Here is a 12,108-nt window from a genome sequence, read left to right on the forward strand (position 1 = left end):
GTGGGATTGGGGCGGCTTTTGGGGCGTGGCGCCCGGCTCAAACGGTTGCCGTTCTGGCGGACGCCTCACCCCCCGGCCCCCTCTCCCGAAGGAGAGGGGGAGCCAGACGGTTCGGACGATAGTCGGGGGCAGGCCCCGCCCCTACCGCCGGCCCGGCACACGCAGCACCGTGAGAGAGTTCGGAGCCAGGGTGTAGCTCACCGTGCTGCCTTTCACTACAAAGTTGGCCTCTTGGGGCACCAGCTTGCGGGGTTCTTTTAGGCTGTTTTGGGTGTTTAAATCGTCAGCCGCCATTACCAGGGCGCGGCCGGACTTGCCCAGCTTTTTGGCGCCGGCCAGGCTCACCTGCACGGCGCGCGGGGCGCTGGAATAATTCACCAGCTTCACCACGAGGTCGCCAGCCGCGTCGTCGGCCACGGCGCTGGCGAAGAGGTTGTCGGTGCCATTTTTGGCGCCGCCGGGCAGCTGCACGGGCAGCACGGTGGTGCCCTTGTTCTGGCTGAAAAGTTGCTGCACGTAGTAGTTCACCGTGCCGTAGGCATTCAGGTTGTCGAACCAAATCAGGTTGGGCGTCCACTGCCAGGCGTCGACGTGGGCCAGCATGGGGGCGTAGGAGGCCATGGCCACCACGTCGGCATTGCGCTCCAGGCCGGTCATGAAGGCAGCTTCGGAGAGGGCACAATCCCAGTTGTTCTTGTTTTCCTGGCTGGCGATGCCCGCGCTCTGGGCCGCGTACTCGCCGGCAAAGATTTTGGAGCCGGTGCGCGGGTAGTTGTCGTAGCGCCCCACGTTCTGGCGAAACCACTCGGGCTTGGCGTAGTAGTGCTCGTCGATGTATTCGGCGTTCAGCTCGCGCATGCGCTTGGTGGCCAGGTCGAAGTTGGCGCCGTCGGGGCTGGGCCCCGCGCTGCTCACCAGCTGGATGTTTGGGTACTTGGCCTTCAACGCCCTGGCAAACGGCTCGTAGCGTTCCAGGTACTGCGGCCCCCATTGCTCGTTGCCGATACCAATCATCTTCAGGTTGAAGGGCGTGGGGTGGCCCATGGCCACACGCTTGGCGCCCCAGGTGGAAGTGGCTGGGCCGTTGGCGAATTCCACCAAATCCAGCGCGTCCTGAATGAAGGTATCCAGCGTCGGCTCGTCGGCCAGAGCGGGCGCGTTCGGGCCCTTGGAGGCGCTGCTCACCGGGGCCAGCTCGGCCGAGTTATACTGGCAGGCCATGCCCACGTTCAGAATGGGCAGCGGCTCGGCCCCAATATCTTCGGAAAGCTGGAAATACTCGAAAAAGCCCAGCCCGAACGACTGGTAATAATCCGGCGTGTAGCGGTGCTTGAACTCTTTGTTCCACCGGTTTATCATCGGCTGGCGCGAGGCCACGTCGCCGATGGTTTCCTTCCATTGGTAGCGGTTATCCAGCGTCATGCCCTCTACGATGCAGCCGCCGGGGAAGCGTAGGAAACCCGGCTTCATGTCCTTGAGCAGCTGTACGATGTCAGGCCGCAGACCATTCTCCCGCTTCAGCCAGGTGTCTTTCGGGAAGAGCGACACTACGTCGAGGTCCACCGCGCCGGCGCCATCCATCGTCAGCTTGAGGCGTGCTTTCGCCGCCGTGGCCGAGGGTTTCATCACCACCGTGTACTTCTTCCACTCGCCGGTAAGGCCCATGATTTGGCCCTGCGCCAGGGCGCGGCCGCCGTCTTCCAGCGTCACGGTCAGGCCGCTCACGCCGCCCCCGCCCTTGCGGGCGTAAATCGAAAATATGTATTCGGCGCCTTCCTTCACGCCCATGCCCCGGAAGCCCTCGTTCACGAAGCCGGCATCCGAGCCGGCGGTTTTGGCACTCAGGCGCAGGAAGTGGCTGTTGGCGTTGCTGATGGGCCGGTCGTTCGACACGAGGTAGCTTTCCAGCCCCGCCGCGCCTTTAATTGCCTTCCAGCCGATGAGGTGGTCGTCGTATTCAAACGACTTGTTCTTCACCAGCTCGGGGTACAGCCCGCCATCAGCCGCAAAGTTGATGTCCTCGAAAAACAGACCGTACATTTTTTTGGGCACGGCCGCACCGGGTTTGTTCACCTGCACCATGATGGTGGCCGGGGCCGGGCTTTGGGCGCGGGCGACGGGGCTGGTCAGGATGCTGGTCAGGGCCAAGGCGGCCGCTCCCAGTAGGCGCTGGGCTGGGGAGAAGGTCATGGGTGGTGGGATTTTGTGCAAGGCGATTGGCTGGGAACGATGTAGAGACGCGACACTTCGCGTCTCGGCGTTGGACGGACGCGCCCGAACGAATCGAACCGCGAACGAGCAGACGCCGAGACGCGAAGTGTCGCGTCTCTACATCGTTCTGTCTAGGCTCGGAATGCTACTTCGTTATACCGCAGTTCGTTTTTGAACGTCCGCAGCTTGGTATCGGCGTCAATTACCACGAACTCGATGCCAGCCATTTCGGCGAAATCTTCCAGGTATTCAGCCGTCAGGTTCTGGCTGTAGCCGGTGTGGTGGGCGCCGCCGGCCAGAATCCAGGCGGCGGCCCCGACGGCCAGGCTGGGCTGCACTTTCCAGAGCACGCGGGCCACGGGCAGCTTGGGCAGGTCGGCGGCGGGCAGCACGGCTTCTACTTCGTTCACAATCAGGCGGAAGCGGTTGCCGAGGTCCACGATGGTGGCGTTCAGGGCGGGGCCGGCGGGGCAGTTGAACACCAGGCGAGCCGGGTCGGCCTTGCCGCCGATGCCCAGCGGATGCACTTCCACTTTCACCTTGCCTTCGGCAATGCTCGGGCAGATTTCCAGCATGTGCGAGCCGAGCACCTGCTCGTTGCCGGGCTCGAAGTGGTAGGTGTAGTCCTCCATGAAGGAGTTGCCGCCGGGCAGGCCGGCGCCCATCACCTTCATGGCGCGCACCAGCGCCGAGGTTTTCCAGTCGCCCTCGCCGCCGAAGCCGTATCCCTCGGCCATAAGCCGCTGCGTGGCGATGCCGGGCAGCTGGGCCATGCCGTGCAGGTCCTCGAAGGTATCGGTGAAGCCCTTGGCGCCCTTGTCCTGCAGGAACTTGCGCATCCCGGCCTCGATGCGGGCGGCTTCGCGCAGGCTCTCGCGCTGGGCGCCGCCAGCTTTCAGGTCGGCGGCCAGCTCGTATTCTTTTTCATACGTGGCCAGTAGCTCGTCAATCTGGCTGTCGCTCACCTCGTTCACCACGGCCACCAGGTCGCCGATGCCGTAGGTGTTCACCTCGTAGCCGAACTTGATTTCGGCTTCCACCTTGTCGCCCTCGGTCACGGCCACGTAGCGCATGTTGTCGCCGAAACGGATGAACTTGGCCGATTGCCAGTCGGCCCAGGCGCAGGCCACGCGGCTCCAGATGCTCAGGCTCTCGTGTACCGCCGCGCTCTGCCAGTGGCCCACAATCACCTTGCGCTTCAGCCGCATGCGGGCGCCGATGAAGCCAAACTCCCGGTCGCCGTGCGCCGATTGGTTGGTGTTCATGAAGTCCATGTCGATGTCGGCCCACGGAATGTCGCGGTTGAACTGGGTGTGCAGGTGCGCCAGCGGCTTTTGCAGGATTTTCAACCCGTTTATCCACATTTTGGCGGGAGAAAACGTGTGCATCCAGGCAATCAGACCCACGCAGTTTTCGGCCTGGTTGGCTTCCTGCATGAGCTGGTAAATCTCCTGCGGCGTTTTCAGTATGGGCTTGTAAACGATTTTAACGGGCAGCTTACTGCCCAGCGCCGCTGCAATTTCCTGCGAGTGGCGGGCCACTTCTTCCAGGGTTTCGGGGCCGTAGAGGTGCTGGGTGCCGGTGATGAACCAGGCTTCGTAATGCGAAATGTCAATCATGAATTTTTGCTTGTAGCGTGGACTCTGCGAGTCCGCGCATGAATGTTAATTAAGTAGGCCAGGTGATGCGCGGACTCGCAGAGTCCACGCTACATCACGACTGTCCGTAGTAGGAATTCGCGCCGTGCTTGCGCTCGTAGTGCTTGCGAATGAGGGCATCCTTGAGGCGCGGCACCTCCGGACGCAGGGTGCAGCTGAGGTAGGCCATGCGGGCCACTTCTTCCAGCACGGCGCTGTTGTACACGGCCTTATCTACCGTCTTGCCCCAGGTGAAAGGGGCGTGGTTGGCCAGCAGCACCATTTCTACCTCGCTAGGCGAGAGGCCGCGCCGCTGGAACTCATTGAGAATCTGCCAGCCGGTCTGGTGCTCGTAGTCGCCCGCAATCATGGCATCCTCCATGGGCGGGGCGCAAGGAATGTCCACGGTGAGGTGGTCGGCGTGGGTGGTGCCGAGGATGGGGATGTCGCGCTGCGCCTGGGCCCAGGCCGTGGCGTAAGTACTGTGCGTGTGCACGATGCCGCCGATGTGCTCCCAATGCGTGTAGAGCACGGCGTGGGTTTTGGTATCGGAACTCGGTCGCTTCTCCCCTTCCAGCACGTTGTTGGCAAAATCGAGGATAACAATGTCCTCCGGTTTCAGCAGTTCGTAGGGCACGCCGCTGGGCTTGATGGCAAACACACGCTTCTCCCGGTCAACCATGCTGGCATTGCCGAAGGTGAAGAGCACCAGCCCGAGCTTGGGCAGCTGCATGTTGGCGTTGTAGCACGCCTGTTTTAGGTCCTGGTATTGGCTCATGCGGTGGGTTGTAGCGTGGACTCTGCGAGTCCGCGCGTGGCGGAAGTTATTTGTCCGTCGTTCGGGCGCGGACTCGCAGAGTCCACGCTACTTTCCACAAACCGGCCGAATGCCTGGTACTGCGCGTAGCGGGCCGCGTAGTCGGCCACGCGGGCGGGGTTAGGCGTGTAGGTTTCGGCAAAGCCGCTGCCCATGGCCTGCTGGGCCGTGAGCACGTCGGCGTGGATGCCGGCGGCCACGGCCGCGTACATGGCCGCGCCCAGCGCCGGTGCCTGCTCCGACACGGCAATCTTGATGGGCCGGTCGAGCACGTCAGCCAGCGTCTGCATCACGAACTGCGACTTTTTCGCCACGCCGCCGATGCCGATGACCTGCTTAATGGCAATGCCTTCGGCTTCAAACCGCTCCACAATCTGCTTCGAGCCGTAGCAGATGGCCTCCACCAGCGCCCGGAACACCTGGGGCGCACTCGTGCCCATCGTCAGATTCATCAGGGCGCCTTTCAGGGCCTGGTTGGCGTCGGGGGTGCGGCGGCCGTTCACCCAGTCCAGGGCCAATACCTGCGACTCGGCCGGGTCCACCTTCGCGGCGGCTTCGCTGAGCTGCCGGAGCAGTTGCTCGCTCATTTCCTCGCGCAGGGCGGCTTGCAGCTCGGGCGTCAGGACTTTGGAAGTACTTAGCACGTTTTGCAGCGGCCACTCCAGCATCTGGCGGAACCAGGCCAGCAGGTCACCAAAGGCCGACTGGCCGGCTTCGAGTCCGAGCATGCCGGGAATCACCGAGCCATCCACCTGCCCGCAGATGCCGGCCACGAGGTGGGCGCCCACTTCGGAGGTCGGCGCCACCACAATATCGCAGGTGCTGGTGCCCATCACCTTCACCATCGAATAGGCTTCGATTTCACCCGCCACGGCGCCCGCGTGAGCATCGAAGGAGCCGACGGCTACTACAGTGTCGGTGCTCAGCCCAAGGCGCTCGGCCCACTCTTCGGAGAGGTGGCCGGCCACTTCATCGGCAGTGTAAGTTTCGGTGAATAATCGATTGCGTAAACCGGCCAGTTTAGGTTCGAGGTGCACCAGAAACTCCTCCGACGGCAGGCCGCCCCAGCTCTCGTGCCACATGGCCTTGTGTCCGGCGGCGCAGCGGCTGCGCTTGAAGCTGGCCAGCTCGCCGCCGGTGAGCAGCAGCGTTATCCAGTCGCAGTGCTCCATCCAGGAGTGGGCGGCCTGGGCTACGGACGCGTCTTCGCGCACTACGTGGGCGATTTTGGCCCAAAACCACTCCGACGAATAGATGCCGCCTTCGTACTTGGTGAAATCTTCGCCGCCCCAGGTGCGGGCTTTGTGGTTGATTTCGGCGGCTTCGGCCAGGGCCGTGTGGTCTTTCCAGAGCACGAACTGGGCGTTGGGGTTGTCGGCAAACTCGGGCAGCAAGCCCAGCGCCACGCCGTTGGCATTTACCGGGCCGGGCGTGCTACCGGTGGTGTCCACGGCCAGGCCCTTTATCTGGTCGGTGGGTACTTGCTGAGCTACGCGGCGCACCACGCTTTCCAGCCCTTCGATGTAGTCGAGCGGGTGCTGGCGGAACTGGTTTTTGGCCGGGTTGCAGTATTGCAGGGTTTTCCAGCGCGTATAATTATGCACGGCCTGGGCCTTTTCGGCCCCGGTGCGGGCATCGACGAGTACGGCGCGCACGGAGTCGGTGCCGTAGTCGACGCCGATGACGTAGGCGGGAGGGGTTTGGTCCACGGGTGTTTTTTGGGGTTAATTGCAGCACGTCATGCAGAGCGCAGCGAAGCATCTTGCCCGCCACCACTAATCCTGTCGATTGAGTTGCGTTGCGCGGGCAAGATGCTTCGCTGCGCTCTGCATGACGTTCAGGTTTCGTTATCGATACTACTTCCGCACCCCGAACTTGTAGGTGCTCACGGTGTGGTACGTCTCGCCCGGCTTCAGCTCGGTGCTGGGGAACTTGGGCTGGTTGGGCGAGTCGGGGAAGTGCTGGGTTTCGAGGCAGAAGCCAGCGTGCTTGCCGTACACGGTGCCGCCCTTGCCCTTGAGGGTGCCGTCGAGGAAGTTGCCGGTGTAGAACTGGATGCCGGGCTGGTCGGTGGTCACCTCCAGGGTGCGGCCGGTGGCGGGGTCGTACACGGTGGCGGCGGCATGCTCGCCGGTGGCGGTGTTCAGCACCCAGTTGTGGTCGTAGCCGCCGGGCACCTGGCCGATACGCTCGCCGATGGCGTGGGGCGTGGTGAAGTCGAAGGCCGTGCCCTTCACCGGGCGCAGCTCGCCGGTCGGAATCAGGGTGGCGTCCACCACGGTGTAGCGGTCGGCGGGCAGCGTCACTTCGTGGTTCAGCACGTCCTTGCCGGCGCCGTGGTTCAGGTTGAAGTAGGCGTGGTTGGTCAGGTTCAGCACCGTGGCCTTATCGGTGGTAGCGGTGTAGTCGATTTTGAGGGCGTTGTCGTTGGTGAGGGTGTACACCACGGCCACGGTTAGGGTGCCGGGGTAGCCTTCCTCGCCGTCCTTGCTCACGTAGGTGAGCTTCAGGCTCTGGCCGTCGGCGCCGGTGCCGGGCTCGGCCTGCCACACCACTTTGTCGAAGCCTTTGAGGCCACCGTGCAAGCTATTCGGGCCGTTGTTTTTGGCGAGGGTATATTCCTTGCCTTCGAGGGTGAATTTACCGCCCTTGATGCGGTTGCCGTAGCGGCCAATGAGCGCGCCGAAGTAGGGGCCAGCTTTCACAAACTCGGGGCTTTGGTAGCCGCTCACGTTGTCGAAGCCGAGGATGACGTCGCCCATCTTACCGTCTTTGTCCGGCACGAGCAGGCTGGTGAGCGTGCCACCGTAGTTGGTGATGGTGGCCTTCACGCCGTTGGCGTTGGCGAGGGTGAAAAGCTGCACTTCGGTGCCGTCGGTGGTTTTGCCAAAGGAGGCGGAGGTGGGCATAGCTGCTGATTTCGTTGAGGCGGAATCGGCCGGGGCCGACGCCGTGGGGGTGGAAGTTTGCTCAGCGGTTTGGTTGGACCCGCAGGCGGCCAGCAACAGCAGGCCGGGCAGTGTTACGGCCAGCAGCCGGGAACGGCGAAAGGAAATCATGAGGAAATGGGTGGGGAAAAGCAGTTGCGAAGAGTCAAGTGACACAAATCTACACAATCGATTGTGCGATACAAGCGAGATTGACTGCAAAACTCCTGAATTGCCGGAATTTTACGCTGGCCCTCACGGCCTGCGACATCTCTGCAACACAGTTGCGCACTGCTGACTTCCAGCGCAGGAAATGCTGCTAAGGGAGCTGTGGGCTGCCGGCTTCGTTGCATGGCCTCCCCGTGGCCAGCCCAGCAAACGCCACACAGCGCCCCGGCAACGGGGGCCGCCGCGTGTTACTTTTGGCCCCGTCCCTTTGTTGAGAATGTTATGAACGAGCAGCTAGTTGTCAAGAATTTCGGCCCCATCAAAGGCGCCACGGTGGACTTCAAGCGCGTCACCGTTTTCATCGGGCCGACGGGCGGCGGGAAGAGCACGCTGGCGAAGCTGGCGGCGGTGTTTCGGGATGATGACGGATGGATGAGTGAACACAATCCAGAAAACGAAAAAGATGATTTTGAAGAGCTACTTAATAAATATCTCATTCTTGATTATCGAAAGGCAGACGGTAACGCATTGTGGCAGGCAGATAGAGACATAGTCATTTATGGCATCAACGGCTTAGAACACGATGATAGTAAGCATAAAGAAATTTTTAAAGCTGGCAGTGATGCGTTCGAGCGAATTGCGGCAAGGGGAGGTATTGTAGATGAGTTCAGCATTTTTAGCCACGCAACTGAGAAGGAGCGACGGGCAATGACTGGCATGTACAGACGGCCCTTATCTGTCTATTATATCCCTGCTGACCGGGCTTTTGCTTCCGCATTGGATAGTGGTTTGGCAGGACTTGCTCTAGCAGGCATTGCATTACCCAAAGCTCTGTTAAGCTTCTTAAATGAGTTCAAACTAGCTCAGAACAACTTGCAGATGTTTCCGCTTGATGTTCCTTTTTTGAAACTTCGCTACAGAATGGTTGACAAGCAACCTCGGGTAGAGTTATTGGGTCCTAATGAAGTTATCGAACTAGAAAAAGGAGCGAGCGGAATACAGTCCATAATACCGATGATGCTCATCATCAATAATGCTATTAAGAGACGTTCAAAACAGGTCGTTCCCTATAGTTTTATCATTGAAGAGCCAGAATTGAACCTCTACCCCACCGCTCAGCAGGGTCTGCTGAACTGGCTGGTGGAGAAATGCACCAAGGGCGAAAACGACCTGACGATAACCACGCACAGCCCCTACATTTTATCCCACTTGAACTTGCTGCTTTATGCTTACCAAGTGGGCAATAAAGACGAGGAAAAGCGGGCCAAAGTGAAAGCCATTATTCCCGAAGAATACTGGATAAATCCCGATGAGTTTGCCGCTTATTATGTAAATGGCCCGGAAGGAGAAAACGGCGTTCGCTCGCTGGTTGATGCCGAAACCAAGCTGATATCACGCAATGGGCTGGACACGATTTCCGGCATTCAAGCCGACCAGTTCGACCAGTTGTTAGACATCAACAGCGGGTTTTAGGCCATGATAAAAGGCATACGTGAAGCCTTCCGCGACCTGATGCGCGGCAATGCTTGCCAGGAGGCATTAACTCATCCCGAATTCTTTATTCAGGACCCGCCCAGTCCCAGCGAGGAGCCTTGTTTTCCCTACCTGCCGCCGGTTCGTTCCCGATTCGATTTGCAGGTAATCAATCAAGCCGGGCGTTTGATTCATTTGGTCAAGATAGACAAGTGCCTTTTCAAAGCCGGTGACGCGGCCCGTTGCGATTGTGCCCTTGTCACCGGCGACCAAGCCTATTTCGTTGAATTTAAGATGACGGACACCAGTGCTACCTCGGCGGGCAATGAGCGTTATGCCCGCGCCAGCGACTGCATGCGCCAGTTGGAAGCCAGCATCAAAGCCTTTGTGGCGCAAGGCGCTATTCCACCGGGCTCGCTCGTTATCGCCTACGCCTGCGTTGGCCGCACCCAACAAACCCCTTATCCCGGAGCCGATTTTTTGAAGCTCAGCGCCTCATTCCGCGAACGGTTTGAGGGCATCCCCATCCGCCCCCGATTGGTCGTTAGCAACACCTTGAACCTATCATAAAAGAAGCCTCCGCAGCACTAGCTACGGAGGCTTCTTTCGTTTCTAAAGCTGCGTTGCGCAGCCTACCGCAGCACCGTCACCAGCGCGTCCGTGGCTACTTTGGCGCTCAGCTCGCGCACGGCGGCGGCGATGCCGGCGGCATCGAAGCCGCACTCTTTGTAGAGTTCGTCCTGGGTGCCATGCTCCACCACGCGGTCGGGGATGCCGAGGCGGCGCACGGGCAGGTGGAAGCCGTGGTCGGTGAGGAACTCGAGCACGGCCGAGCCGAAGCCGCCGGGCAGGCAGCCGTCTTCCACGGTCACGATGGCGCGGTAGCGGCGGGCGATGTCACGCAGCATTTCCTCGTCCAGCGGCTTGCAGAAGCGCATGTCGTAGTGGCCCGCGTCGAGGCCCTCGGCGGCCAGCGTTTCGGTGGCCTTCACGGCGTAGTTGCCGATGTGGCCGATGCTGAGGATGGCCACGCCGCCCTCTTCGCCCTCGCGCACCACGCGGCCCGTGCCGATGGCCACGCGCTGCAGCGGCGTGCGCCACGCGGGCATCACGCCCTCGCCGCGCGGGTATCGGATGCTGAAGGGACCGGCGTTTTCGGGCAGGGTGGCGGTGTACATCAGGTTGCGCAGCTCCTGCTCGTTCATCGGGGCCGACACCACGATGTTGGGGATGCAGCGCATGTAGGCCAGGTCGTAGCAGCCGTGGTGGGTGGGGCCGTCGGCGCCCGCAAAGCCGGCGCGGTCGAGGCAGAACACGACGTGCAGGTTCTGCAAAGCCACGTCGTGCACCACCTGGTCGTACCCGCGTTGCATAAACGAGGAGTAGATGTTACAGAACGGCACCAACCCCTGCGTGGCCAGGCCAGCCGAGAACGTAACGGCGTGCTGCTCGGCAATGCCCACGTCGAAGGCGCGGTCGGGCATGGCTTCCATCATCAGGTTCAGCGACGAGCCCGAGGGCATGGCCGGCGTCACGCCCATGATTTTGGCGTTGGCCTCGGCCAGCTCCACCAGCGTGTGGCCGAACACGTCCTGGTACTTGGGCGGCTGCGGCTTCTCGGGCGTCTTCTTGTAAATCTCGCCCGTTATTTTGTCGAACAAGCCCGGCGCGTGCCACAGCGTCTGGTCCTTCTCGGCCAGCGCGTAGCCCTTGCCCTTCACCGTCACACAGTGCAGGATTTTGGGGCCGGGAATGGTTTTCAGGTCGTTGAGAATGGTGACGAGATGCTGCACGTCGTGGCCATCCACGGGGCCGAAGTAGCGGAATTTCAGCGCCTCGAATAGGTTGCTTTGCTTGAGCAGGGTAGCCTTCATGGCGGCCTCCACTTTGCGGGCAATCTGCTGGGGGTTGGGGCCGAATTTGGAGAGCTTACCCAGCACGTTCCACAGCTCGTCGCGCACCTTGTTGTAGGTGCGGGAGGTGGTGATGTCGGTGAGGTATTCCTTGAGCGCGCCCACGTTGGGGTCGATGCTCATGCAGTTGTCGTTCAGGATAACCAGCAGGTTGGAATTGGCCACGCCAGCATGATTGAGGGCCTCGAAGGCCATGCCGGCCGTCATGGCGCCGTCGCCAATCACGGCAATGTGCTGCCGGTCCTTTTCGCCCTTATAATCCGAAGCTACGGCCATGCCCAGCGCCGCGCCGATGCTGGTGCTGCTGTGGCCCACGCCAAAAGCGTCATATTCGCTCTCGCTGCGCTTGGGAAAGCCCGACATGCCGTGGTAGCGCCGGTTGGTGGGGAACCGGTCGCGGCGACCAGTCAGGATTTTGTGGCCGTAGGCTTGGTGGCCTACGTCCCACACCAGCTGGTCGTAGGGCGTATTGAATACGTAGTGCAGGGCCACGCTCAGCTCGACCACGCCCAGCGAGGCGCCGAAGTGCCCGCCGTAAATGCTCACCGAATCGATGATAAACTCGCGCAGCTCAGTGCTCAGCTGGACTAATTGCTCGGGAGCAAGCTTTTTGAGGTCGTCGGGCGAGTCAATCGCCGCGAGCAGCGGGCCGGGTTCAACTATCATCGGGGCAGGCGTGGTGGGAGTAGTGACGGGGTTGTAACCGCCTGACCCGCTAAAAGATTGTGGGGCCGGCACAAAGGTACGACGCCGAACGAAGTGCGGTTGTTGGGGAGCGGTAGAATCGGGCCCCTGGTCGGGATTTGAGCGTTGATAATCTAGTTTTTGGCGAAGCGCCCGGCCTTCGTCCGGACCTTTGCGTATCGACTCCGCCCTGTCATTAGGCCGTTGAGCAGAAGAACGTCATGCAGAGCGCAGTGAAGCATCTCGCGCGCTTCAACTAATTACTGACTACACGCGAG

The 12,108-nt window shown here is 61.1% G+C and carries 8 protein-coding genes; 2 read left to right on the top strand and 6 right to left on the bottom strand.

What is annotated here, in order from left to right; all coding sequences use genetic code 11:
• Positions 1-141 precede the first annotated feature (141 nt).
• The 5 genes from Q5H92_RS15725 to Q5H92_RS15745 all read right to left on the bottom strand — a co-directional run bounded on the left by Q5H92_RS15725 (position 142) and on the right by Q5H92_RS15745 (position 7,724).
• Positions 142-2,190 (bottom strand): alpha-L-arabinofuranosidase family protein, encoded by a 2,049-nt coding sequence (locus Q5H92_RS15725; RefSeq protein ID WP_305012497.1) that lies wholly within the window; start codon positions 2,188-2,190, stop codon positions 142-144.
• Positions 2,191-2,342: 152 nt separating this feature from the next.
• Complete coding sequence (gene araA, locus Q5H92_RS15730; RefSeq protein ID WP_305012498.1) at positions 2,343-3,830, bottom strand: L-arabinose isomerase; 1,488 nt, start codon at positions 3,828-3,830, stop codon at positions 2,343-2,345.
• Positions 3,831-3,924: 94 nt separating this feature from the next.
• A complete protein-coding gene (locus Q5H92_RS15735; RefSeq protein ID WP_305012499.1) occupies positions 3,925-4,626 on the bottom strand; it encodes an L-ribulose-5-phosphate 4-epimerase in 702 nt (233 codons plus the stop codon).
• On the bottom strand, positions 4,623-6,374 hold the full coding sequence (locus Q5H92_RS15740) for a ribulokinase (protein WP_305012500.1): 1,752 nt from the start codon (positions 6,372-6,374) through the stop codon (positions 4,623-4,625). Before Q5H92_RS15740 ends, Q5H92_RS15735 begins: the two co-directional genes overlap by 4 nt.
• A gap of 147 nt (positions 6,375-6,521) precedes the next feature.
• The gene (locus Q5H92_RS15745) at positions 6,522-7,724 is read right to left on the bottom strand and encodes an aldose epimerase family protein (protein ID WP_305012501.1); all 1,203 of its coding nucleotides are present in this window, start codon (positions 7,722-7,724) and stop codon (positions 6,522-6,524) included.
• A gap of 318 nt (positions 7,725-8,042) precedes the next feature.
• Between Q5H92_RS15745 and Q5H92_RS15750 the strand changes: the two genes are divergently transcribed.
• Together Q5H92_RS15750 and Q5H92_RS15755 are read left to right on the top strand one after the other, a co-directional pair.
• Positions 8,043-9,233 (top strand): AAA family ATPase, encoded by a 1,191-nt coding sequence (locus Q5H92_RS15750; protein ID WP_305012502.1) that lies wholly within the window; start codon positions 8,043-8,045, stop codon positions 9,231-9,233.
• Between the two features lie 3 nt (positions 9,234-9,236).
• Complete coding sequence (locus Q5H92_RS15755; RefSeq protein WP_305012503.1) at positions 9,237-9,803, top strand: hypothetical protein; 567 nt, start codon at positions 9,237-9,239, stop codon at positions 9,801-9,803.
• Between the two features lie 62 nt (positions 9,804-9,865).
• Here Q5H92_RS15755 and dxs read toward each other — a convergent pair whose 3' ends face one another.
• A complete protein-coding gene (dxs, locus tag Q5H92_RS15760) occupies positions 9,866-11,812 on the bottom strand; it encodes a 1-deoxy-D-xylulose-5-phosphate synthase (protein WP_305012504.1) in 1,947 nt (648 codons plus the stop codon).
• Positions 11,813-12,108: the final 296 nt, after the last annotated feature.

The organism is Hymenobacter mellowenesis (assembly GCF_030581005.1).
GTDB classification, from domain to species: Bacteria; Bacteroidota; Bacteroidia; order Cytophagales; family Hymenobacteraceae; genus Hymenobacter; species Hymenobacter mellowenesis.